Annotated in this window: 19 protein-coding genes and 1 pseudogene; 1 reads left to right on the top strand and 19 read right to left on the bottom strand. The window is 44.7% G+C overall.

The window, feature by feature from the left end:
- The 13 genes and pseudogenes from HPS57_RS02425 to ppdK all read right to left on the bottom strand — a co-directional run.
- Positions 1 to 856: site-specific integrase (locus HPS57_RS02425; RefSeq protein WP_172179817.1), on the bottom strand; the 856-nt coding region annotated here is incomplete at its 3' end.
- Between the two features lie 14 nt (positions 857 to 870).
- A complete protein-coding gene (locus tag HPS57_RS02420; protein ID WP_172179815.1) occupies positions 871 to 1,707 on the bottom strand; it encodes a helix-turn-helix domain-containing protein in 837 nt (278 codons plus the stop codon).
- A gap of 227 nt (positions 1,708 to 1,934) precedes the next feature.
- Positions 1,935 to 3,227 (bottom strand): annotated as a pseudogene (locus tag HPS57_RS02415) (putative type IV secretion/conjugal transfer ATPase); the annotation flags it as partial.
- Positions 3,228 to 3,245: 18 nt separating this feature from the next.
- Entirely contained in the window at positions 3,246 to 3,536 is a 291-nt protein-coding gene (locus HPS57_RS02410) for a DUF4133 domain-containing protein (RefSeq protein ID WP_172179813.1), read from the bottom strand.
- Positions 3,537 to 3,570: 34 nt separating this feature from the next.
- Positions 3,571 to 3,927, bottom strand: coding sequence for a DUF4134 domain-containing protein (locus HPS57_RS02405; RefSeq protein WP_172179811.1), 357 nt, complete (start codon positions 3,925 to 3,927; stop codon positions 3,571 to 3,573).
- A 107-nt stretch (positions 3,928 to 4,034) separates the two neighbouring features.
- Complete coding sequence (locus tag HPS57_RS02400) at positions 4,035 to 4,433, bottom strand: hypothetical protein (RefSeq protein WP_172179809.1); 399 nt, start codon at positions 4,431 to 4,433, stop codon at positions 4,035 to 4,037.
- Between the two features lie 8 nt (positions 4,434 to 4,441).
- Positions 4,442 to 4,930, bottom strand: coding sequence for a MarR family transcriptional regulator (locus HPS57_RS02395; protein ID WP_253946433.1), 489 nt, complete (start codon positions 4,928 to 4,930; stop codon positions 4,442 to 4,444).
- Between the two features lie 103 nt (positions 4,931 to 5,033).
- Complete coding sequence (locus HPS57_RS02390; protein WP_172179805.1) at positions 5,034 to 5,411, bottom strand: hypothetical protein; 378 nt, start codon at positions 5,409 to 5,411, stop codon at positions 5,034 to 5,036.
- Between the two features lie 9 nt (positions 5,412 to 5,420).
- Positions 5,421 to 6,236, bottom strand: coding sequence for a ParA family protein (locus tag HPS57_RS02385; RefSeq protein WP_172179803.1), 816 nt, complete (start codon positions 6,234 to 6,236; stop codon positions 5,421 to 5,423).
- Positions 6,237 to 6,459: 223 nt separating this feature from the next.
- Positions 6,460 to 8,019: a relaxase/mobilization nuclease domain-containing protein gene (locus HPS57_RS02380; RefSeq protein ID WP_172179801.1), complete on the bottom strand. Its 1,560-nt coding sequence runs from the start codon at positions 8,017 to 8,019 to the stop codon at positions 6,460 to 6,462.
- Between the two features lie 33 nt (positions 8,020 to 8,052).
- Positions 8,053 to 8,439 carry a plasmid mobilization protein gene (locus tag HPS57_RS02375; protein WP_172179799.1) on the bottom strand — a complete coding sequence of 129 codons (387 nt, stop codon included), beginning with the start codon at positions 8,437 to 8,439 and terminating at the stop codon, positions 8,053 to 8,055.
- Positions 8,440 to 9,550: 1,111 nt separating this feature from the next.
- On the bottom strand, positions 9,551 to 11,047 hold the full coding sequence (locus tag HPS57_RS02370) for a tyrosine-type recombinase/integrase (protein ID WP_172179797.1): 1,497 nt from the start codon (positions 11,045 to 11,047) through the stop codon (positions 9,551 to 9,553).
- 212 nt (positions 11,048 to 11,259) lie between these two features.
- Positions 11,260 to 13,980, bottom strand: a complete 2,721-nt coding sequence (gene ppdK / locus HPS57_RS02365) for a pyruvate, phosphate dikinase (protein ID WP_172179795.1) — start codon at positions 13,978 to 13,980, stop codon at positions 11,260 to 11,262.
- Positions 13,981 to 14,241: 261 nt separating this feature from the next.
- Here ppdK and rlmD point away from each other — a divergent pair, with 261 nt between their 5' ends.
- Positions 14,242 to 15,699 carry a 23S rRNA (uracil(1939)-C(5))-methyltransferase RlmD gene (rlmD, locus tag HPS57_RS02360; RefSeq protein ID WP_172179793.1) on the top strand — a complete coding sequence of 486 codons (1,458 nt, stop codon included), beginning with the start codon at positions 14,242 to 14,244 and terminating at the stop codon, positions 15,697 to 15,699.
- Between the two features lie 545 nt (positions 15,700 to 16,244).
- On the opposite strand, the gene HPS57_RS02350 is transcribed toward rlmD, so the two are convergent.
- The 6 genes from HPS57_RS02350 to recN all read right to left on the bottom strand — a co-directional run bounded on the left by HPS57_RS02350 (position 16,245) and on the right by recN (position 25,610).
- Entirely contained in the window at positions 16,245 to 17,741 is a 1,497-nt protein-coding gene (locus HPS57_RS02350) for a hypothetical protein (protein ID WP_172179791.1), read from the bottom strand.
- Positions 17,742 to 17,774: 33 nt separating this feature from the next.
- Positions 17,775 to 18,953: an HNH endonuclease signature motif containing protein gene (locus HPS57_RS02345; protein ID WP_172179789.1), complete on the bottom strand. Its 1,179-nt coding sequence runs from the start codon at positions 18,951 to 18,953 to the stop codon at positions 17,775 to 17,777.
- A 1-nt stretch (position 18,954) separates the two neighbouring features.
- Entirely contained in the window at positions 18,955 to 20,814 is a 1,860-nt protein-coding gene (locus HPS57_RS02340; RefSeq protein ID WP_172179787.1) for a DNA adenine methylase, read from the bottom strand.
- A 793-nt stretch (positions 20,815 to 21,607) separates the two neighbouring features.
- A complete protein-coding gene (locus tag HPS57_RS02335; RefSeq protein ID WP_172179785.1) occupies positions 21,608 to 22,177 on the bottom strand; it encodes a YdeI/OmpD-associated family protein in 570 nt (189 codons plus the stop codon).
- Between the two features lie 35 nt (positions 22,178 to 22,212).
- Positions 22,213 to 23,913, bottom strand: coding sequence for a tetratricopeptide repeat protein (locus tag HPS57_RS02330; RefSeq protein WP_172179783.1), 1,701 nt, complete (start codon positions 23,911 to 23,913; stop codon positions 22,213 to 22,215).
- 38 nt (positions 23,914 to 23,951) lie between these two features.
- Positions 23,952 to 25,610 (bottom strand): DNA repair protein RecN, encoded by a 1,659-nt coding sequence (gene recN, locus HPS57_RS02325; RefSeq protein ID WP_172179781.1) that lies wholly within the window; start codon positions 25,608 to 25,610, stop codon positions 23,952 to 23,954.
- Positions 25,611 to 25,619 lie beyond the last annotated feature (9 nt).

Below are 25,619 nucleotides of genomic sequence, written 5' to 3'. Positions count from 1 at the left end.
CCTGCCCCTCGTCGCGCTCGCCGCACAGCGCGAGTGCTTCATCCGACAGCGGCAGCACGGCTTCCGTCTTGGTTTTCTTGGTGACGATGTGCATGCACCAGCCGCCGTCAGCTCCTCTTATGATGTTCTCCCATTGCAGACGGATGATGTCGCTGATGCGAAGTCCCGTAAGGCATGAGAACAGTGCGGCACTCCGTATAACAGGTTTTTCGCAGGGAGTGGCGGCAAGCATCCTGACCTCTTCAAGTGTCAGAAACTCGCGTTTCGTGCTTGACTCCTTGGCGTGCTTGAGCCGTGGGGCGATGTTCTCCTTGATGCGTTTCTCCTCGTATGCGATGCGGAGGACGCATTTCAGCTTGTTGAGGTTGTTGTTGGCGGTGGAAGCCATCATCTTGCCCTTGGTTGGAGTTGTGAGCGACAGCAGATAGGTGAGAAATCCCTGGCAGAAGTCAAGCGTCAGATTGTCGAAGGTGCAGCTTCCGCCGCAATACTTCTCGAAGTGCTTGTAAGCGGTGTTCCAGTTACGGTAATTGTCATCGTCCGCCATCTTGGAACGGAAATACTCAAGAAAACTCTCCTTGCCGCGGTTGCGGTCGAGAAATCCGTATTCCTCGTTGATGATGGCTTCGGTTCTGCGGCATTTGACAAGCTCGGCATTGCGGAGCATGGTCTTGTTGAACTCAGCCTCGAATTTGTCTTTCGGGTCGGCATAGATGTATATTCCCAGATACTCCCGTCTTGTCGGCTTGCCTGTCTTGGGATGCCGTATAGCCGGGTAGAAGTCAAGGTAAAGTGACACCTGACCGTTCTTGATGGGTCGCTTCCTTACAGTTACTTTCGTGCAGATGTTTGTCATATCGGTTGTGATTTTTAATTGTTGTCTGATTCATTGTCCGGCTCTCGCTTGGCTTTCGTGCTTGCACTCTTGCGTTCCGACACCTTCCGTGCCTCGTCCCAGTCAGCCTTGAGATAGTACAAGCGGTTGCCGTGGATGCGCTTCGTCCTTACCCCGTGGGTGAGCGCAAACCTGCGGACTTGGGTCTTGCCCAGCCCGAACAGGCGCATGATGTCGAAACAGGAATACCAGTGCTCCGACAGGTTGCTTCCCAGCCGTTCCGCTTCCTGCGCCATAGCCTTGTCAACCTCGGCTTTCGGGAAGCACTTGGTGGCGTTGGCTTTGACACAGGGTATCGAGTAGCGCATACGGAGATTGTAAAATCGCCCGTAGGTATAATTGTATTTCTGGCATATCTCAGCCATCGTATAAAGGTCGCCTCCGGCACTCTCATTGTCCGTGAACGTGTCGCGCACGGACTGCTTGTAGTTAGCCGCCGGAATGAGCTGCCGTTTCGGGCTGCCCTTCGCTTTCTTCTTTCCCTCCTTTTGGGAAAGGTCTATTTCAGTGTTCGTTGTATCTTCGTTCATCTTCTTTTTAGTCTTTTTGCCCTGCCTTGCGAAGATAGACACGCTCCGCTTGCAGTAGGTTGTCTCCCGAATCATCAGGAAGAAATCCTCCCTGGTGATGATTGTGATGTGGTATGTCAGTCTGCAAGCCCGGAGAGTACCTTTGTAAATGAGGTTATACACAGTCCGGCTGCTCACTTGCAGGATGTCCGCCACTTCCCCGATGGTGAGGAAAGGCTTGTCGGTCATGCCCCAGCCGTAGTCGGGCTGACCTGTTAAATTGTGTTTAATTTGACGGTCCATTATCGAAGAAATTTGTTGCACGCTCTTGAAAGCTGTTGCACGCTGCTGAAAGAAAGTCGTGCCGTGTGACCCCTCTCGCGTGGTACAATCGCGGTACAAAAATACTCCGAAAAGGACGAATCGCCAACAGGCGAAAATCTCGTTTGTTAAAATCTATTAGCTGAAAATCAAGGTATTATAACGCCGATTTTTGCAGCCGTTTGTCGCCGTTTTGCCCTCCGAAACTCCATGTGGAACGACTTGCCGCTTCCCGAAGGTCCGATACAGAAGAAATTGGCGTTGTCGGTCATCTTGACCTTGCCTTCCTTGCCTGTAAAGTCAATGCACACCGGAAGCCCTTGGCGGTCGGTGTAATAAGTGGTAAGCGGTGTTGTCTCGGAGGCTTTCATACGCTCCTTGAAGAAGAAGCAAAGTGCCGCATCGGAGAGTGTAAGGAACAGGTCATAGTCCGGGTTGAAGCAGTATGCGTTGCCGGGAAAGCTGTCCGTGAACAGTTCCAGTTGGTTGTAGGCGGTACGGGATGGCATGATGCCGCACTCGTACAGCTTGGTTTCCAAGAAAGAGGTCACGGGTGTCACCTTGTCAGCCGGGCAGCTCACCAGTATATTAAAATTGGAATAGACCAGCATCGTGCTGTCTATGGCTAACCTTTCCAGCACTTCCTCGATGTCCGCCTTCGCAATCTTGTTGCTTGGGTCGGGCATGGAACCGTGACGCTTCGCCTTGGCTTCCAGCTTTCGGAGCAGCTTGCGCTGTTCGGGGATCTGTATCACTTGGTTGAATATCACACAATCCGAGTGAGGCACGTTTGTCAAAAAAGAGAACAGGTCGGTGGCGATGCCGTAACCGTTGATGTTCATCTGCGTGTAAGGCTTGATGACGGACGGCAGGTTGATTTCATCTATATCCACCAAAGGGAAGGAACGGATGACCCGTTCCCCGATTTTCAGGTATTCGTCCGAAGCCTTGAAATTGGTCATGGAGAATGAGCCGTGCCTAAAGTTGAAAGCCATGAAACGGTGGCAATACTCGCCCACTTCCTCTTTGGTGAGCTTGCGGTGCCTGATATGCTTCTCCGTGAGTATGTCATCCACCTTGGAAACCTTGGCGTGGAAGTCCAGCCATTTTTTAGGGTCATACTGCACGAACCGGTTGCGCTGCGCCTCCTGCGTGACAATCAGGTAGGTCTGTATCTCCGTGAACTCCCTTCCCTCGAAGTGTTTGAAATAGCACCGTGTCAGGAACGGCGCATCCTTCGGTACATCGTGGTGATAGGACTGCTTGCAGAAGATGTCCTGTTTTTGCAAGGCGTAGCCCTCCCCAAGAGTCTGCACGATGTTGGAAAGCACGTCTTGGAAGAGCAGGTATTGTTCCGAATCGGTACATAGTTGCTGTACGGGGTTGGTCATTTCAAAAATGACGGACGCTTCGCCCTTGGCTGAAAACAGGACGACATTGCCGTCCGCTTCTTCCAGCTGCGCATAGAGTCCGTCAAATGCTTTCTTCTTCATTCGTGCCATATGGATATTGATTTTATTTTACGTTTTATGTCTCAGACCTTTATAGATAAAGATGCCCTTGTGCCGTTTCTTGTTATGCAATCCGCCCCGCTGTTTGATGTAAATCGTCACCAGTCCTGCGACCGCTATGACCAGCATGGCGATGAATCCGGCGAGCTTTCCCAACGCGATGGAGAACACGATAAATCCAACGAACGACACCCCGACAGCGCCAGCTGCAAGTGAAAGGAAACGTCCGCGAATACCCATAAATTCCAGCGGTTTTTGAAGTCCCTTGAAGACGGGATAACCCTCCTGACTCATCGCCATTTTGTATCTGTTTTTTATTACTTGTATCACATAACTACTTAAAGATCAGAGGTAATGCTTCCGACAATGCAATGAATGCAATACATCCTCCAATGGTCATCATAATGGTCTTTTTAACGTCCTGATCACCGTTTTGCATCTTGAAATAAACATTGAACGCACCCACCAGAACAATGACCGCTGCGATGGCTTTCATCAGGTTGGAAACAGGGGTCTGATACGAGCTTACCTCTTGCGTGGCTTTGGTAAAGCCTGCCGCCCCTTTGCTTGCCGCCATCGCTTCACCGACTGAAATGGTAAGTGCTGTGAGAGCCAACACGCCTTTCTGCGCGGCATGAGAACACATCATGCGTTCCCATGCGCCTTGTACTTTTTTCTTTATTGTTTTCATCTTATAAAATGATTATTGGATTACATCGCCAAAGGAACAGATGTCGCTAAAGGAACGGTGGACTTTTGTTTTCAAAGCCCTATAATTGAAAAGAACGATGTCTTTTCTTATCGTGCGTTTTCACAGTTGAAGATGACAGTGCCCAAATCACAAGTACCAGTTTCTACCAACCGCTCGATTTCGTCAATGAGCTTTTCCACCAAGATGCCGTCTGTCATGATGGCTTCACGATAACCGGAATGTTGTGAAACCTTTTCAGTGTTGGAAGTTTGATTTTGTTCAAATTTATCATCCGAACTGTCTGCCTGTTTTTCAGGCTCATCACGGCTAATCTTGAACGGCTTGAAGGTCTGTGCTTCATCCGATATGTCTATGTCTTCTTCGGAGTGGTTGTCTTGTTCCGCCGCCTGCGCTGCCTTTGCCCGTTGTATATCCATCACGATTAGGGCTGCATAGTAGAACAGCAGTGCCACGAAAAGAAGAAATACTATTTGTCCGTATTGCATGGCTATCTCTATATGGCGGTTAGTACAAATGTGTCTTCATTCGGGAAAGGCAGGAAGCGAAGCCCTTGTTGGATGCCCCGGTTCTCCAGACTGCTTCTCCGTTCCAATTGCTTGGTGTAGTACAGCGTGTTGGAAGCCCGGTCTACGATATAGCCGATGGACTTCAATTGCGCCCGGATCTGAATGCGTGTCCTGTTCGTTACCACCTTGATTCTGGTTACGGGAGCCAGTCCGAAAAGGACGTGCCGCCTTTCCCTGCGTATGATTTCAGCACGGATTCGGGATCTCACTTGGAAGGTCTGTTCCTTCGTGCGTTTGAATCCCAGCTTCTCGATGATGCGCATTACGGTTGTCCGGCTGATGTTCAGCTTCTTTGCCATTTCGGATAGCGAGCTGTGTTGGAAATGGCAGCGCACGTACTCCGCACGTTCCGCCAAACAGGACTTGGTCTCTTTTTGAAGTCCCATCTCCTTGGCTTTTCTTTTCACCGCCGTCATGCTCATTTGCAAAATGGCGGCTGTATGCTTCGTTGATTCTATGGGAAAGAGTTGCGTGAGAACCGCTAATTTTTCTTCCGTCCATTTATGCTGTTTCATGGTATCAAGTCTCTTTCAGGTTCATAAACAGTGATTTGTTCTCTCTTTTGTATTGCGCCAGTTGCGGCAGGTACGTTTCAAAGAAAGCCCTGACGATGGCGTTCACCAAGTCGGAACGGCAATGGTTGTTGATGTCACAGTCGTCCAGCGAATCTGCGAGGTCGCGGTCTAACTTGCACACCATCCGGTCGGACTTGTCTGCTTTTCTGTCGGAAGATTTCAGGAATCTGAGAAAATCCTTCCAGCAACCGTCTTGCCGGGAAAAAGTCTTAATCACACTCTGCGATTGAGTTTTTTCTTTCTCTTGCGTACCCGTCAGTGTCAGGTCGGGGTCGTTGATGCCTTTCGTGAGGTCATCTATTTCAGGAATGTTGTCTGCCATAGCGTTCTGTTATTGGTGATTACTGTTATTTGCTGTTTTCTCGTTTGTTGTCGCATTGTTAGGATTGTCATTCTTCTTGGTCTTCGGATTCAGGTTCTCTGCCAGTTGGATGCCAGTGAGTTCAATATCCCGGATGGGCTTTACCGTATCGAAAATCTCTGCATAGATTTTTTCAAAGACCGGAGTGACAATGCCTGCCTGCATATCCAGAGCCGCCATCGTGCTGAACCGTTCCATGTCCGCACGTTTGGGTATCTTCGCTGTCACATGACCGTAGTTGGAAAAGGTGTCTCTGGCGTTGTCCCACAGCACCAGTTCCGCCCGTTTGCCGACCCTGCCGTCATGCAGGTTGGGAATGATGAAGAGCCTTGACTTCATCCGTTCGCCCACGGCTTTCTTCAGGCGGTCGATGAACAGCAGGAAGCTGGCGGTGGAGGGTACGGTCATCAGGTCGTAATGGAACGGCACGACGATGATGTCCGAGTTGACGAACATCGGCACAAGCCCTTCCGCTTTCAGGCTGCCGGGCGAATCCATCAGCACGATGTCTATCTCCGGGTCGTTGTGCAGCTTCTCCATCAGGGAAACCATCATCTCCTTGTCGTTGGCTTCGCAGTCCCACACTTCGTAGGGCATCCGTTGCTCACCGTATTTCTTGATGTCCGCCTTGCGGCACTTCATGATGGAGTGCTGGAAATCGCAGTCGATGACAACGACACGGACACCCTTCGTCACCAGATAGTTGGCGAAGGTCACGCAGAGGGTGGTCTTGCCGATCCCTCCTTTCTGATTGGCGAATGTCACGATTACCGGTGTCTGTATCATTTCGTATGCGAGTTTAATTACACGACAAAATTAGAACCCGAATGACCGTGAAAACGAAATGCACGACATTTTTGGGCTTTCGGTTGCTGCTTTCCGGTGACTATCGAGGTAAAGTATTGGGATTTTCGGGTTACAAGTGACCAAAAAAGTAACGTGAGAAAGTCTGCTGTTGGATTTTTCCACGCTGCTTACATTATATACAACAAGGTGTGCCGCTGTTGTTTTATCGCTTCAATGTACGACCGTCATCAATGTCATCGTAGTTGTTGTTATGTCCTACTTCCCATTCCCGTTTCTCGCTTTGGCTACCGCCTCCGACATCACGCAATCCGGTATTGTGTAAAGGCTTCTTGTGTCTTGGAACTGTCGTATTCTGCTGCTTGTTCAACTTTGGTCTATGTGTTGTCAATGCTACATTGAAGCCCTCCATGTTCAAATTTATCACGATATGTTGCTTGAAGTTGATGGCATAGGTTGCATCCCGTTCCTGACGGATGATGAACCCTTCTTCAAAGAGGCGGCTTCTGATTGAGGAGGTCGCTTCTTGGTCATCGAAGATTTCATGCAGTTTATTGACGGCTTCCGTATGGGATTGCGGTCTTTCCGCCGAGAGGGAAACAAGGTCGGGACGGTTGACCTTGAAGATTTTGCAGAGCATATCCCGCTCCGCCCCGGTCATCGGCTTGAACTGTTCCACTCGCTCAATGCGGTTGTTCCGGTCAATGGCTTCCGCCATGAAAGGTTTTAAGGGGCGGGATTGCCCGCCAAAGTAGATTACGCCTTTCTTGATGTAAGCCTGTTGTTTTCGGAGCTTGTTGTAAATCTCGCCCTGCGTTATCTTGGGATTGAGTGTCAAGAGGCGGTCAATGTAATCTTCTATACGGTTGAAGCGTTCTTCGGGTGTGGCGAAATCCAGCAATGCCTCCATTGACAATACTCTTGCCCCGTTGATGACGGTCTTGTTGGCGTGGTCTACCAGCATATAGCCGTATGCAGCATCCTTCCTGCCGAAGAAAACGAGGTCGATGCCGAACTTGCTCTTTAGTTCCTTCTGCAACTCTTCCTTGTTGGCACTTACATCCCGGTACTTTTTGAGGATGCCTATCAACTGGCGGCAACGTGCCCTATCACGATAACCGTTCTTGTACAAGGCTTCGAGGTCAGAAAGGGGAACTTCCTTTTGGACCTTACCGCCATGCTTGATAAAGACCTTGTCGTTCTTCTGATAGGCCTCGTAGCCCATAGAGGTAAGGACTGCCTTGAACTGGGCGAAAGAGGAAAAGGTGTACGCTTTGGCTGATTCAAAGTCATTTTGGACTTTTGCCTTTCGGTCATTGCCAAGTATGCGGTCGATGGCTTCTTGGGAACGCCGCCGCTCATGGTCGTGGGCTATCTTCCTGCCATCGGGCGCAATCCGTGAGGTGACGATGTGCAGGTGGGTGTTGTCAGTGTCGTAATGGGAATAGATGAGCAACGGTTGTCCGGCTTCCGCATATCCCATTTCCGAGAGGTAACGGTGCGCGAACTCCTGTAACTCTTTTTCCGACATTTCGTGACCCTTGCACGATATGGCAACGTGGAACTGCGCTTTTTGGATTCTGTTGTTCCGGGAGGTATATTCTTGGAGATACCCCACCAGTTCTTCGGGGGTAGGTTTATCAAATGCTCCGAGTGTCCCGAAGTTTTGCATCTCAACCAGTCGGGCTACACCTTTCGATACCTTCCGCTCATTGTAACCGACTGCGTGGAAGTTTGTACTTCCGGGTAATATGGTCGCTATCATCTTTGGTTCTTGTATATTATGGTATAGGGATATTCAGATCTTTGTGCCCTTTTTTGTAACATTATATAGTTCACGTTTTATCTCGTTGAGTGTTTCCTGAGTTTCCCGAATGACAGGTAGCAAGATCTCTTGGATATAGCTTGGTGCAAGCAATCCGGCTACCGCCAATTCGTTGGCTCGCTTGACTGACTGGTTCAGGTTTCCTCCTGCCCAAGAAAGTTCGTTCTGGTACTTCCGGTAGAATTGACCGAGTTCATTGATGAGTTCGAGCCTTTGTTTGGCATTGACATTTGAGTATTCTTCCAATGCCGAGCGGATATAGTGGGTTACAGAGGTGTAGCCCGCTGATTTTTCCTTGATTAGTGCCGCTTCTTCCGCAGTCACTCTTACCTTGACATACTTTGTCTTTAACTTCTTCATGTCATAAAACTTTAGTTGGTTGATATTCCGATAACATTTTTCGCAAGGCGAAACAGCGATGAAATCGCCCCGATGCGCAGCAGTCGGCAAGTCACCCTTTGGATGCGAAACTCCGTGTTGCGGCCACAAGGGTACAACTTGCTTGACAAATCCTGCAACGCAGTTCGATGCCTTCCGGGGTCGTTTATGAACCCAAATTACCACTGCTGGACGCTTCGCTGTGAAATGGGCAACAGAAAACTTTGAGTGAAATCGTCATCGTAACCGAGGTTCAAAGAAGCAGATGTTTGAGGACGCTTGCATCTTGATTTACGAAGCATTGGTGCTATTGATAATGTTTTTCGGAGATATGGAATTACTTGTTTGTCGGTTTAGTAGGATAAATGTACCAAGCAAACATTGCTTCATTATCACAGGTAGTTTTGTTCTGCATAATCTAACACCGTAGATATGAGTAACCGAGAAACTTTTGTCTTGCAATATATAGGATAATCAGAATGTGGCTTCGTAATATTCCGATGCTATGGCATTTTGAGCTTGATTTATCCAGACAACAAGGGAAAAAAGTATCTGCATATCCGATGTCATTCACATTGAGATATGGAATAACCAAATAACAGATTGCACATAACAGATGGGGATGGTGTCGGAATTTATGAGGTAATGTCACCTAAAATCCGAGAGAGAAAGATGCTGAATAACAGAATAAAAATTACATAATAAAAATTACATAATGCTCTGCAGATAATGGTTGAATTACTTTGATATGTCGCTGATTTTTAGTATCTTTATACAAGGGAAGGTTGAACACACTAAATTTGAGTACCATGTTATTTGAGTTGCTACTGATAATATACCTGCTGCCGGTTGTCCTGATTGCTGTGTATCTATGCAAGTTTGTTGTATGGCTCATCAAGAAGCTCTTTGCATTGGCTTGGTGGATGGTAAAGACTTGCTTTGTCCTTTTGTGGAAAGGCTTGGTGCTGGTATTCGCGCTTGCCTTTGCGAATATGGCATCATCAAACCATAGGAGAGAGTGAAACAAAAAGCCGTACCCATCAAAAATGACGAATACGGCTTTGGCAGGATATTGGTTGTTTTTCCCTTTCAGTTAGAAACCCTTTCCCTTGCTTCTTTCATAGACAGCCTCTTTCTGAGTGTCACAGTTCAACAAACGGAACTGAACATTACAACCTGTTGGGATGTCTTTGGGTAGCTGCTTGGCAAGTATATCAATGACTTGATCAACATTACTGAAACCGATGTCTGTCAATTCCGCCAGAACCTTTCCTTTGAAATAAGCTCGACCGTAAATCATTCTCTTGGGCGTTATGCGGAACAAAGCGTCCTTGCCTTCTTCAAGGTCAAGAGCCTTACCTTGCTTGCTCTTCTCATCACTGAAGAAAATGAACTCTATAATCTTTGCATTGAGTTCCCATGCCGGAGTGAAATCCATTTTAACATAGCCTCGTGTGACCTTAAATCCATGACTGTGGTTCATTCCAAAGGCTATCTCGTAGAGATTGGCATGGCAATCGTTCTGTGCGATGGTAGCCCAAGTATGGCGGAATGTGTAGAAGCGGTAGCACTCATCTTTTGCCATACCCATATCCTTACATATCTTCCGAATGCCTATATTCACGTTGGCATTGAAGCTGTCCGAGTTGCTGTATCGGCTATGGAAATTGAACAGATATTCTTCGTTAGGGTCAGTAGAGAGATACTTTTCAAAGGTGGATCGGATAAAAGGTTCAACCCTCATTTCCATATATCCCTCATCCCTGCGGCTGTTCCGAACCTTAGCCCTCTTATAACTGACGATACCATTGCGGTAATCAGTCTTTTTAAGCTCATACAGGTCAACGGAGTTCATTCCGCCCAGACAAATGGAAAGGAGTGCTACGTCTCTTCCTAATTCCGGCAGGGATGAAATCATTTTGCTTACAGGCAGAGGACGGTTGAAGAACTCACGGCAAGCCTCTGCACTGATGGCCCGCTTTAATGTTGTGTCAGACTTGGGAATCTGGACTTTCGGCCAAGGGTTGAACTTTATCCGCATGATACCACGTTCCTCGTCATTCATCTCAACGAGAGCCTTATTGAAAATCTGACGAATGCAGGTAGGGTACATCTCTTTGGCTCGGTTGGTGAGAGCCAAACTTTCTATCCACATCGTTAGCGAAGAGGAAGTCACAAAGCTGAACATTATTCGGTTTGTTCCAAAGAAACGCTCCATATGGTTCAATGCCAACTTGTAATTCTTGGCAGTACGTTCTTGGCCACCATTAACCAACTTTTCAATGAAAGTTCTGGCGTAATCGCTAAAGCAAGCCTCTTCCTCCGTATTGAGTAGATACTCTATCACATCTTTGATTTCCCAAGATACAGTATTGACACGGTTCAATCGGTCTGTGTACCGCCGAATGAGCATTGAACAGTATTCGTTGACTATAGGATCGGTCAAATCCCCGTTTTTTGTGATATGAGCTGCATCAACGATTTTATCGGTCTTGATGTAACTTGTCTTACGCTGGTGGGTAACTCTGATGTAAACCGTGTAAAGGCCATCTGCTCGTTGTTTTTTAATTGTTGCTTTAAATGTTGCCATATATTTTAATTTATAGGATTCATGATTCCCGAATAGCCGGGGTAAACAGGGGTAAACATGGCCAATTTTGGGGTAAACATAGAGTAAAACAAATCCGTTCATTTGGCTCGTTTTTTGCGGTCAAGTGTACGAACCGCCTAAGCGCAAATCAGGCTGTAATCACCGTAAAACGGTAGATTACAGCCTGATATAAAAATAATATGTCTAGAGTGTTATTCCTCTATTGCAGCCTGCGCGGCAGCAAGGCGTGCAATAGGCACACGGAATGGTGAGCAAGAAGCGTAGTTCATGCCGACCTTTGCGCAGAACTTGACAGAAGAAGGCTCACCGCCATGCTCGCCACAGATACCTGTGCGAAGCTCCGGACGTACGGCACGGCCGTTCTTTACAGCCATCTCGATGAGCTGGCCTACACCCTCCTGGTCAAGTACTTGGAATGGGTCAACCTTAAGAATCTTCTTCTCCATGTAAGCAGGGAGGAAGGATGCGATGTCGTCACGAGAGTAACCGTAGGTCATCTGTGTGAGGTCGTTAGTACCGAATGAGAAGTACTGTGCCTCTTCTGCAATCTGGCTTGCTGTGAGGGCAGCACGTGGAATCTCAATCATTGTACCGATTTCAAACTCAACCTCAATGCCCTGCTCCTCAAACACTTCCTTGGCTGTCTTTGTGATGATGGCTTTCTGCTGCTTGAGCTCAAGTACAGTACCAATCAGAGGAACCATGATTTCCGGACATGGGTTCTTGCCTTCCTTCTTCAGTTCGCAAGCAGCTGTGAGTATGGCGCGAGTCTGCATGGCTGTGATTTCAGGGAATGTGATGCCAAGACGGCAGCCACGGTGGCCGAGCATTGGGTTGTTCTCTGCAAGAGAGTTGACACGCTTCTGGATTTCAGCAACGCTTACGCCCATTTCTTTCGCCATAATCTCCTGTCCTTCACGGTCATGTGGAACGAACTCGTGGAGAGGTGGGTCGAGGAGACGGATGTTAACATGGAGTCCGTCCATAGCCTCGAGGATGCCCTTGAAGTCAGCCTTCTGGTAAGGGAGGAGCTTTGCAAGCGCCTTCTCGCGTCCGGCAACATCGCTTGCGAGAATCATCTCACGCATTGCGATAATCTTCTGTCCTTCGAAGAACATGTGCTCTGTACGTGTCAGACCGATACCCTTTGCACCGAACTCGCGTCCCATGCGTGCATCGTGTGGTGTGTCAGCGTTTGTACGAACCTGAAGTTTTGTGTATTTGTCGCAAAGTTCCATGAGTTCTTTGAAATCTCCTGAAAGCTCAGCAGCCTTTGTCTTCACTTCGCCAGCGTAAACCTGACCTGTTGTACCGTTGAGTGAGATGTAGTCACCTTCTTTATATATAGTGCCGTCAATCTCAACAGTCTTAGCCTTGTAGTCAACGTTGATTGCGCCTGCGCCTGATACACAGCACTTGCCCATACCACGTGCGACAACGGCAGCGTGAGATGTCATACCGCCACGTGCAGTAAGGATGCCTTCTGCAGCAGACATTCCGGCGAGGTCTTCAGGTGAAGTCTCGATACGAACCATGATGACCTTGTGCCCATCAGCATGCCATGCCTCAGCGTCGTCAGCGTGGAACACAATCTGACCACAAGCAGCACCCGGAGATGCAGGGAGACCCTGTGTGATGACTTTAGCCTTAGAAAGCGCGAGCTTGTCGAATACTGGGTGGAGAAGCTCGTCCAGCTTCTGTGGCTCACAGCGGAGGATAGCAGTCTTCTCGTCAATCATACCCTCATGGAGAAGGTCCATTGCAATCTTCACCATGGCAGTACCTGTACGCTTGCCATTACGTGTCTGGAGGAACCAGAGCTTGCCTTCCTGTACAGTGAACTCCATGTCCTGCATGTCGTGGTAGTGGTGCTCCAGCTTGTCCTGAAGAGCGTCAAGCTCTGCATAAAGCTCAGGCATAGCCTCTTCCATAGAAGGATATTTGGCAACGCGCTCTTCCTCAGAGATTCCTGCACGCTCAGCCCAACGCTGAGAACCAATCTTTGTGATTTGTTGTGGTGTGCGGATACCTGCCACAACATCCTCGCCCTGTGCATTGATGAGATACTCACCGTTGAAGAGGTTCTCGCCATTGCCTGCGTCACGTGAGAAGCAAACGCCTGTTGCAGATGTGTCGCCCATGTTTCCGAATACCATTGCCATGACAGAAACGGCTGTTCCCCATTCGTCAGGAATACCCTCCATCTTGCGGTAGAGGATAGCGCGCTCGTTCATCCATGAGCGGAACACAGCGCAGATAGCACCCCAAAGCTGCTCGATAGGGTCGTTAGGGAAGTCTGCACCTGTCTGTTCTTTAATGGCAGCCTTGAAGAGTGTTACCAGTCTCTTCAAAGAGTCAACAGAGAGATCCTTGTCAAGTTCTACGCCCTGCTCCTTCTTTACCTGCTCGATAATCTTCTCGAATGGGTCGATATCCTCCTTATTCTCAGGCTTCATGCCGAGAACCACGTCACCGTACATCTGTACGAAACGGCGGTAGGAGTCATACACGAAATGTGGGTTGCCTGTCTTTCTGCACATACCCTCAGCCACTTCGTCATTAAGACCAAGGTTGAGGATCGTATCCATCATACCAGGCATGGAAGCACGGGCACCGGAACGTACAGACACGAGGAGAGGATTCTCAACATCACCGAACTTTGACTTCATCAGTTCCTCTACGTGATTGACAGCTGCATTGACTTCATCCTTAAGAAGTTCAACAATCTTGTCTTGTCCGACCTCATAATATTCATTACAGGTATCTGTCGTAATAGTGAATCCCGGAGGAACTGGTACGCCGATGAGGTTCATTTCAGCAAGGTTGGCACCTTTGCCACCCAGCCTCTCACGCATCTGCGCATTGCCTTCAGCCTTACCATTGCCGAAGGTATAAACTCTTTTTTCGCTCATTGTGCTTGTAGGTTTTTGTTAGAATTAAAATGTTAAGTTTATCTGAAATGCAAATGTACTAATATTTGATGTAATAGCCAAATTTTCAATAAATTTATTTGTTATATTTGCAACCTTAATATTTATTTGCCATATATTTTTGCTCATTTCCTGAAAAATTCGTAATTTTGTACCAAATTCGATTTTCAAGTTTGCGGCATATTGTGTCGAAAAGTCAGAGAATCGCAGTTTTACAACGCAATACAATAATAGTACATCATTATGTCAAGAAAGAAAAAAGCATTACCTGTACTTGAGAATATAACAATAGAGGACATTGCAGCGGAAGGCAAGAGTATTGTCCGTTGGAACGACATGGTAGTTTTCGTGCCATTTTGTGTTCCGGGGGATGTTGTTGATTTGCAGATTAAGCGTAAGAAACATTCTTATGCCGAGGCGGAGGTCATACGATTCCATAAGTACAGTGACATCCGTATAGAGCCGAAGTGCAAGCATTTCGGTCTGTGTGGCGGATGCAAATGGCAGCAGTTGCCATACGAGGAGCAGCTGAAGGCGAAGCAGAACCAAGTGATGCAGCAGTTGCGCCGCATTGGCCATGTTGAGCTTCCTGAGTGCAGTCCTATTCTTGGCAGTGTCAAGACATTTGAATACAGGAACAAACTGGAGTTCGGATGCTCATGCAAGCGTTGGCTCACTCGCGAGCAGATGTCCACCGGCATGCCGTTCGAGCCTGCGATAGGTTTCCATATCACAGGGGCGTTTGACAAGATTCTCCCTATCGAAACATGCCACCTGATGGAGAATCTTAACAATGAGATACGCAACCACATATATAGCTATGCGTGCGAGAACAATCTCACTTTCTTCAATCCACGCGAGCAGCACGGGCTCCTTCGTGACATGATGATACGCAACTCCAACACAGGGGAGTGGATGTTCCTCATGCAGTTCGGCCCTTCTGAGCACGTTGCTCCTGCCGAGGCATACGCAGAGGCTGAGGCACAGACTCTCTTTGATAAGGAGAAAGCGATGGCGCTACTTGGCAGCGTGGCAGAGAAGTTCTCTCAGATTACCTCCCTTCTTTGGGTGTATAATCCGAAGTGCAATGACACTTTCGGTGACATGACCGTTAATGTCTTCAAGGGAAATGACCATATTTTCGAGGTTATGGAAGACCTTCGCTTCAAGGTAGGTCCTAAATCTTTCTATCAGACAAACACCGACCAGGCGTACCACCTTTATACCGTTGCGCGCAATTTCGCGCAGTTGACAGGCAATGAGGTTGTCTATGACCTTTACACCGGTACCGGTACAATAGCCAATTTCGTGGCAAAGAAAGCCGGAAAGGTTGTCGGAATAGAGTATGTGCCGGAGGCGATAGAGGATGCGAAGGTCAACTCTTCTATAAACAACATAGGGAACACGGAGTTCTTTGCCGGTGACATGAAGGACATTCTTACAGCGGACTTTGTCGCAGAGCATGGACAGCCGGATGTTGTAATCACCGACCCTCCGCGTGCAGGCATGCATCCTGATGTTGTCAATGTCATTATCGGAGCAGCCCCCAAGCGCATTGTCTATGTGAGCTGCAACCCAGCCACTCAGGCGCGTGACCTCCAGTTGCTTGACGCACAATATAAGGTTATGGCTGTACAGCCGGTTGATATGTTCCCGCACACTCCTCACGTTGAGAACGTAGTGTTGTTGGAGAAGAGATAAAATCCGAACATAGGGAGACTACTCTGTAAGTGAGTAGCACCCTATGTTTTTTTTGTTCTGCAAAATTTTAGTGTGGGGTAAAGTGTACAATAATGCTAAAGTTGTCTCGTCTAATGCAGATACTTCCCAAATGGACAGTGATAAATTCTTATGCTGAATACGGCAAGCAACTAATGAAACTGTTGTCAGCAGCACTGACCAATGAATTTGGTAAAGGGGGACTGTATATTATAGGCAATTTATATCACTTTCCCTGAAATATTCTCCACACTGTGGAGAATATTGACATGGTCGCATTACAAGCGCTTGATGCAGGTAAGTGATGAAAAAGCCCGAACATGGTATCTGCAATAAAAAGCCACATTGTCTATGTAACCTGCAATTCTGCAACTCCGGTGCATGACATCAAATTTGACGAGAGTACTACAATGGCATGCTTGTGTAGCCTGTGGATATGTTTCCCTATACACCTCACGTTGAGAAGGTTGTGAACTGGAGAAAGGAATTTAGGCGTTCACTTATTGCAAGTGGACACCTAAATTGAATTAATTTGCTTCATTATGAAGATAGCAAAATTTATTATTTGTAGATATATATTGGTTTATACAAGAGGCTGGAATTATTGGGTATTCAACGAATAAAGCGTAAAAGACATAGGCTTGTGTGATAAAACACATCTGAACAGAATAAGTTGTAATGTCTTCAGTAAATAGTTCATTGACCAAATGGATATTACCTTTAACCCAGTTGTATTTGTCCAAAAGTTTAATAACATAGTTGTCAAATTTGGATTTATCTCCATAGAAAGAAGAAATCAAATATTTTGATTTTAGGTGCTTTGCGTCCGCAACATATAATATGTGTTTGTTGGGGTTTATAATTAAGAAATCAATTTCTCCAACCGTTCTCCCAGTATCTTTACTGTCTATTATTACAGGAGCTGTTTCAACAGAAGTGTTGTTTACCTGTTTTATGTTTGAATAAAATTCAAAACTCGGATCAATCTGATTTGCTATAAATTGTTCAAACTTTTGACCAACCTCTAAGTGAATTTTATTAGCATAATCTTTGATTTCAGAATACTTTCTCCAACTCTCGGGCAGACCTTGGAATGGCAATCTATTTAGAGACAGCTCAGAAAAGGTCTCAAAAACGAGCCATTGCGAAGTTACATACAAGAATTCTTGATCAACGTTCAATTTTAGAATTGGCTTGAAACGGGTGCGATGATCAATGATATGTGGCTTCGAAATAACATTAAGTAAATTTACAGACTCACTTGTTAAAATTAGTTCTTTTATGAAAACGGATTTTATATTTCTATTGATGAATTTTGTTAAATTAATTGGACGAACTTGATTGTTATAGCTTAAATGCCCTTGTGGTTCACTAATGAAGTCATTAAACAAACTGGCTGGTTCTCCGAAAACTTTTAAAAGTAGTTTTGAAAAATGTCGAGGAATACTGTAATCTATTAATTTGGGACATAATAATTGAATTCCTTTTGTTTTAGACAAGTGTATCTTTTTTTCAAGAGAGCAATCCAAATATCTTATATCCACCCACGATTTTGATAAGTCTATAGAAATAGCAGGACTATTACAAAGGGATGCTATACATCTGAATTGGGTTAGTAATATTAATAATTTGGTTAATACAAATAAGTTGGGAGAATAAATCAGATTGTTTTTTATGATTGCATCTCCTTGTTTTGAGAGAGAGAGGCTTGGAGAAATTGCTAATACATATCTAAGAGTATGTAATCCAATGATAGTGTCTTCATCAGGAATTAGATAACCATTGTTTATGTCATTTTCGTATTTAGAATAGGCATATATGCAATTAAAAATATCTGTCACATTTACGATATAGGTTTGACACCAAGATTCAAATCGTTGAACAAAATATTTTAGTCCAAATTCAAGTATGTAGGATACTGCGGCTTTATCAGTATATTCATTTTCTGTAATTTTGTTTTCTTGGAGTTTTGTCTTGAGATCTTGAAGATAATACAATTGATATTTATAAAAGTCATCATTCATTTGGTTGTTTATTATGTATTTCTTGGTGAATGGTTATCTTAACAGATTATACCTCCAATTAGGTATCTGAGAATTACGCATATTTATATATTTCTGCATCTCATTGCTCAATACCCTATTTGGCAAAATCGTATTTGGAGTTATTGATTCAATAAAAGATCTATCAGAATGTGGTAAATCTTCTCTAACTCTGACACGACCGTCTTGATTCAGAGCTATTATATGACTGTCAAATAGCTTGTGGTGGTTGGAGCATAGCCATACTCCATTATGAGCATTTATGGAGTGCTTGAATTTGTCATCATCGGAGAGTGAAGAATTTTTAATCATAGAAACACCCCAAATATGAGAGCCTTGTATTATTTCTGGTATTTCACAACCACACATAACACATTTTTTATGTCCAAGTCTTTGAAGAAGGTTATAATTGTATAATGGTGAACGTAAAGTTATGGATGAATCTTCATTAAAACGATTACGTTCCATTGTGTAACTTGTATCAATTATATCCACATTACCTAGGTTCAGCAATGTTTTAATGGAACTTTCTGGAAGTCGTTTAAGGTCTTGTTCATTTATGTTATATAATTCAACTCTCTTACCAGACATCATGGCAAGTTTGGATGATACTATTCCAAATAGTGTGGACTCATATTTGTTAGCTCCAAATACCTTTGCAAAGATTTGAATCCTGCCCCTTTCTTTTGTAATATATGATGAGTTGTTACTTCTATTTGAATTGCGATTGTCATCTCTATCAATAATAAATTCATCAATAGAGGAGTATGGTAGCAACCTATATCTTTTTGGTAAGTTAAGAAATAAGAGACCAGAAGTCAATAACAGCCTATAATATGATAGGTGGTATTCGGTGAATGGATTCCCTTGTAAATTGGGGAGGAAATAATAGTACAGTTGTTTCTGTGAATTTGTGTCACTGTAAAATATATTCATAGCTGTAGGAACACTTTGCATGCTAGAGTTTCTTCCCTTTATGGTTTGTTCCGATAATGTTATATAGTTCTTTACACCACAGTATTCGAGGATTAGCAATCTTCCCTTATTATATCCTTCTGACATTTCATGAACAAGGAATGTTTTATGCCCAGTAATGCGCATACAGATGTCCTCAAGAATATCTTGTGTCAGTATTCTTGCAAAATAGTCTCGTTGTTTTTGAGCATGTATATAGTATTTGAATACAGGAATCATATTAGTAATTTTTAATCATAATTTCTTTTCTTCTATTATAACGCCCTTGAGGTTGGGTTATTTTGATAATTGCATAACCACGTTTTTTACTCCATTTTAATACATCATCATTTGTGTCATATGACAATAAGAAACGTAGTTTTTTTTCAGTCAATGTATCACAATATTGGCAAAGTAATTGCTCATGAGTTTTTGTCCATCCCATGAACCCACGTTTCCCATCATTATATGAGCCACTCGAGTTTAAGTATGGTGGATCCAAATATATCAGTGATTTCGTACTCATATATTTGTCGAGTTCTTCGTAACTTAATGATAGATACTCTATATTTTTTTCTATAGATATTCTGGAAAACGATATGAACTTTGAAAGCAATTTGTCATTGAAATGCCTTGTGCCAAATGGATTGTTGAAATCGTGAATAGAATTAAACCTCAATTGCTGTTGAAATCCAAATAATAACAAAGTGTATAACATTCGTGCATCTCTATTGCATATCGGAGTCTCATTGTATTTTTTTCGCAATTCCAAATACCCTTCTTTATTATCAGGCGAAAGGTTGTATTTTTGTATTAGCTTATATATATAGGACAGATTAGATAGTGTATCATTTTGCCCAAAGAAATTTATGATTTCTTTTACGAAATGATTAATGTCATTATATATGATTTTTGGTGCATTTACATTTATACCAACATTGAAACCTCCACCAAATCCATCAATAAATAGATCAATATCATTGGGGATGTGTGATTTTATAGCATCAATCATTTTAGATTTATTGCCTTGGTAGTTTAATGGTGACTCGTATACAATATCTTTCAATGCTCTTTTCTTAATGAAAAAAAGGTATTCAACATGACCTTCTTTTCCTTGACATTTGAAATTGTTGTATTTTTTGTAATTAATAATTTTACAGTCATATGTTTCCGGAATGCCGTACCTTTTTAATGTGGATTCAATATAGTCCTTGGACATAAATCCATCGTTATTATAACTTAGTATAATATATTTTGCTTGAGTTTTGGCTATAATTGTGTCAAGTAAGATGTGAGAAGGTATCTCTTTAGACCAATCAGAACGCAAAGGTCCAGTTGGTCTAGAACCTGTAATTGGGCTTATTGAAGGATTGTCATTTAAGACAAGCGTCTCTAATAAATGGTACTGTGTTCCATACTGGTTTTGTGTATATGGCGGGTCTAAGTATAAAATGTCACAATGAATATTGTGGATAATATCCTCTATTCGATTAATGTATATGTGTTGCAATGTTTTATTTGCAAAAATATGCGAGAATAAATTGTTGTCCTGTTTTAGGGGCTGCATGACAATTGGTTTCAGTGCTCTTTTATCCCAATGTTTGAGAAATGCACCATAAACGCCTGCAGTATTTGAAACAGAAGATACACATTCCAACAAGCATCCCAAGAGGTATGTGTATTCAGATTGATTAATTTGGTTTTGCTCTTTCCACAATTCTACTGTTTGACGAAAGTAGTCTATTCTTCCGCCATTGGTCTCTGTAAAATACATTCTGTTAGAGCCGCCAGGAGTATAGTTTTTATAGAAAAAACCTTTTATAATATCTTGATGGTTGTTGAGATAGTCAAAAGGGTTAAATCCTAATGTTTCAAATGTAACATTTTTATGGAAAATACGACTTTGAGTATAGATGACGCTACAATTTAAAATGTCATTTATTATAACATCAAAATATGGAATTAAGCCAAAAGCCACACTTCCCATTCCACAAAAACCATCACAAAAAATGAGATTGTTTTTAGTGTTTAACAATTCCTTTTCTTTCAATAATTTTATTATATGGGGGACAAGACTTTCTTTTGAACCTAGATATCTCATGTTATGCCTTTATACTGTAATTTTGTTGTCGAATAGAATACTAATATTTATGAATTGCAAGATGCTATTTTAAGTATATTTTGTAATGGAAATCATATATTTTTTCCATTGTTAAAATAACATGGACATATAGTTTCCATAACATGGCAAAGTTAATAATAAAATTTGAGAAAACCAACATTTTCTTTTTATTTTTTATATTGTGTAGAAATTTGGTAAAATTTAAAGAGTGATAAAAAGGAAAAGTGCAATCTCTGCAATTTAGAGGAACGTTCACTATTGAAGAACTTTCCAAAATAAGAAAACTCGCATTTTTTTTAACATTATATTTTGCGTAGAAATAAATTTGTTAGCAAAAGTTGGAAAGATTGCCTGAATCTCTATGCTTTTGTAACTCGTTTGTAATCAGTGGAATATGAAAAGTACCTTGTCGATGATATTTGTGCGAATTACAAACGGTAACGCTTTATATGGCAAATGGTGTCTTTTTACAGTACAAAAGGTAATGAATTGTTAGGTGAATCGTTACCTTTTACAGTTGAAAATGTATATATTTGCAGTCGGATTTTGTGAAAATGGATGAGACAGGTATGTCTTTTTACATTGAAAAGTCTGTTTTACGTGTTGTATAAGGATAATAATAAGAAAACTCAAGTGATTTTGTTTGTAAAAATTTTGCCTTGGTTTTGACAGATTGAATATAAAATAGCAGCGGCTCATATTCTATCAAATGCAGTAAGAAATGCATACAGATGATAGAATATGAGCCGCTGTTTAGATGTGGTATCTGATGTCAGTAGTCAAGCAAACGTCCACAGTCGTGCCAATCACCAATCATTTCGCCTTTGGCGGAAGCCTCAATGAGCTTGTTCAGTCGGCTACGAAAAAGGGTGGGGTTTGCCTTTGCGCGTTGGATGTTGTCGGTTCTTACGCGTTGGTAAAGCGGAGGCATTGCCATGAATTTCTCCCATGCTGACGGCACGGACTTGAAGGCTTCTTTGATTTCCGACATGATTTTGTATTCCGCATTCAGGTCGGGACAAACACTCCTGCCACGGTCAGTCATAAGTCCGAGTTTCTCCAGCCTGCGGCAGCGTTCCTTGTTCAATTCTGTCCAACTGCTTGATTTTGACCGTGGGCTGAAGCGTTGCAACGCCATGCCGTCCACTTTCTTTGTGGTAGAGTCTATCCAACCAAAACAAAGAGCTTCTTCAACAGCATCAAGATACCATAGCATATCCTTTGGAGGAATCTTGCCTCGCTTCACGGCAATCCAGCATTCGCGTTCGGTCGCATGGTTGTCGGCAAGCCATTTGCGGAACTCACTGCGCTCGTTGATGTCCAGCAGATTTGAAATAGTCATGTAACTGTCAGTATGTGCCTTGCCCAATGGACGTGTTACTTGTATTTCTTAATCAGTTCATCCGCTTGTGCGTAGCCGAGAGAACGCGCTTGTTCAAGGTTGAGCAAGCCCTCATGCTTCTTTTTTTGGTTGCATTGCGCTACACCGAGGACGGCATAGGCCTCGGCAGTCTTGTCATTGATGATTATGGCACGGTTAGCATCGGCAATGGCATCATCGTACATGCGCAGGCGGAGTTTCAGTGAAGCACGCTCACAATAGTAGAGTGGGCTTCCTGGCTGCATATCGATTGCCTTTGTAATATCGTCCAAAGCCTGTTGGAACACTCGTGCCTCACGCTCGCACAGGAAGCGGTTGTAGTAGAACTCCGGTGTCAGTCGTGTGCCCACCATGAGTTTCTCGTACAGGTTATAGTCAATCATGGCTTTACGGTACTGTCCCTGTTCCTGATACATTGCGCCACGCCGGAATACATAAGGTGCTGACTGGAATGTCAATGGTTGTGGGCAAGCGGCTATGACACTGTCCATCGCTGCCATGACTTCCTCTGCCGGAGCGCCGGAAGCCTGTTTGCATAACATTGCATTGAACATGTTGTCCGCTCCTCCGATGACAGTCTCCTGCAACTGCATATATATATTGTATGCCTCTTCGTACTTCTTTTGTGTGAAGAGGACTTTAGCCTGCTGTTGCAGGTATACCGGAGCATTCTCTATCTGATAAGATGTTTTTGCCTCCTGCAAGGCTTTGTCAAGCGACCAGGCAGGGTAGGGAGTGTCCTGCAAAAGTGTCTCTTTGGCAAGGATAAGGTTGCTGTAAGCGTAGTGTGCCTCTGCCTTGTTCTCAGCAGTTGCTATTGCTTTTTGGATGTCAGCGTCAGCAAGTGCAATTTCTTTTTCTGCAAGGTATATCCGTGCACGTGCCTCATAGCCGTCGTTCTTGTCAGGGAAAGCGGTGATAAATTGCTCGACAACAGCTTTGTATGCCTCGCCTTTCTTCTGTTGTGCGGCAAGGAACAGTGCAAGTTGCGCGTCCTTGTAGTTGTCGGGGAGTATGGAAGGAATGTCGGACTGTGCCAGCAGTGAGGCTTGTGCGCCGACTGCCTGATATTTGAAATCCGTAGGGAACAATGCACTGATGGCATTGACCGTTCCGCCCTTCACACCTTTTTGTATGAGTGCCACTATTTCGCCTTTGTCGCTGATGACAGGGCAGAAGTCTATGTCGTCAGGTGCTTGCAGGCTGAGAATGTAGAACGGATATTCTTTGGCAGCACTGTTGCCTTCTGCAGGTTTGGAGAATGTCTCTATTTTTGTGACGGAAGCGTGCAAAAGGCGTTGCTTCTTGACGCCATAGCATGCGAGCCACAGATTGGATTTCTCAGGAGACGTGGCTGTTGCTATCTCAGCTTTCGGTGTCGCACCTTTTACGCGGAATTTGCAGACATCATAAAGTTCGTTGGCTCCGATCAATCCTTCTATGTCGTATTTTTTGCCGTTGGCATCTATGACAACCGCCTTGCTTGCTCCGACAAACGGTGTCCACTGGGTTATGGCTTCACCTTGCCCGTTTGTGAAGACTCCGTGAGAAGTTGCCAGCGGTGTGCCGTCGGCCTTGAAAGTGTTGATGGAGAATACGGCCTGTGCTGCCTTTTTCACTTGTGAGCTTTGTGCCAAGACTGTACTTGTATGGAACAAAACGGCAAGCAGGAGTAATACGTATGATGATTTTTTCATTTTTTTGTATTCTGTTTGTTATGAGATGATTATTTATTTTATCCTAAAAGTTCACGTGCTTGCAGTATGGCAGCTTCGGAAACGGATGAGCCTGACAGCATCTGTGCTATTTCCTGAATGCGCTCGTCGTGTGTGAGATGTGTCATTCGTGTACGTGTGCCTTCCTCTGTCTCAGCCTTTTGCACACGGTAATGTTCGCTTCCGAGGGCAGCAATCTGTGGAAGGTGGGTAATAGAGATGACTTGTCTGCCACAGTCTCCCATCTCTTTCATGATGTGAGCCATGGCCTCCGCTATCTTGCCTGATACTCCTGTGTCTATCTCGTCAAAGATGATTGTCGGCAAGGAGACGGCGTAGGAAATCATTGCTTTGAGTGACAGCATGACACGCGCTATCTCACCACCGGAGGCAACCTGGCTGACCGGCTGCACCGCAGTGCTTGTGTTTGCGCTGAAAAGGAATGTCACGCTATTGCTGCCGGAGTGGGTGAGTTCGGTTTCTTTGATGTCTATGATGAACTGCACCTTTGGTATGCCGAGAGGAACAAGGCGTTTGTGCATTTCCGCCTCCACCGTTTTTGCGGCTTTCTGTCTTGTCGATGTCAGTGCTGCGGCGCATTTTTCTGCCTTTTCCTTGGTTTCCTGCACAATCTTTTCCTGCTCCATGACAGCCTCATCACTATTGTCAATCAGCGAAAGACGCTCACGTAGGTTGTCACGCAGGGCTGTAAGTGATTGGATGTCGTTGCAGTGGTGCTTCTTTTCGAGAGTGTACAGCAAGTCAAGTCTGTCGTTGATGCGTTCCTGTTCCCGTGGGTCAAAGTCTACATGGTCAAGCAGGGCAGACAGTTCGCCGGAGATGTCTTTGAGTTCTATATATCCTGAGTCCAAACGTTCTGCCACTTCCTGCACGGAAGGGAATATGGATGATATTGTGTTTATGGCGTTGCTTGCCACCCTCAGTTGCTGTATAGCTCCGGCAACATCACCGTTAAGGGCATCGGTGGCAGAGTAGAGTGCCGATTTTATCTCTTCCGAATGCTCCATGCTGTCAGAGAGTTTTTCCAGTTCTTCCTGCTCGTTGGCATCGGAGAGGTCAGCCTCGTCAAGCTCTTGCAATTGGAATCGCATGAAATCTTCCTGCTCGCGCCCTTCGTCCATCTGCTTTTGCATCTCGGCAAGTTTTTTCTTTGCCTCGGTATATGCCTTGAATGCCTTGCTGTATGCAGCCTGTTCCTTGTCGTTTTTTGCTATGATGTCCACCACGGAAAGCTGGAAATCGGCATCACGGAGCAACAAGTTCTGGTGCTGTGAGTGAATGTCCACAAGTCCTTCACTTAGTTCGCGTAGCACCGCCAATGACACCGGAGTGTCGTTGATGAATGCCCGCGACTTGCCCGCTGCGGTCAGTTCGCGGCGAAGGATGCAGTCTGTGCTGTCATAGTCAAGGTCGTTTCGCTCGAAAAACGGTTCAAGACCGTAGCCTGTTATGTTGAAATGAGCCTCTATGACACAACGCTGTGTGCCGGCCTTTACCGATTTGGAGTCTGCCCTGTGCCCCAGCAGCATAGACAATGCTCCGAGGATAATACTCTTTCCTGCGCCCGTTTCTCCCGTGATGACCGAGAAACCTCGTTGGAAATCGATGTCCAGCGAGTCAATGAGTGTGAAGTTGTTTATGGATAAGTTTGTGATCATATAAAGCTT

The sequence above is a fragment of the Palleniella intestinalis genome (genome assembly GCF_013166595.1).
Lineage (GTDB): Bacteria > Bacteroidota > Bacteroidia > Bacteroidales > Bacteroidaceae > Prevotella > Prevotella intestinalis.
The sequence above is the reverse complement of the archived record's forward strand: the minus strand, read 5'-3'. Positions and strand labels throughout refer to the sequence as shown.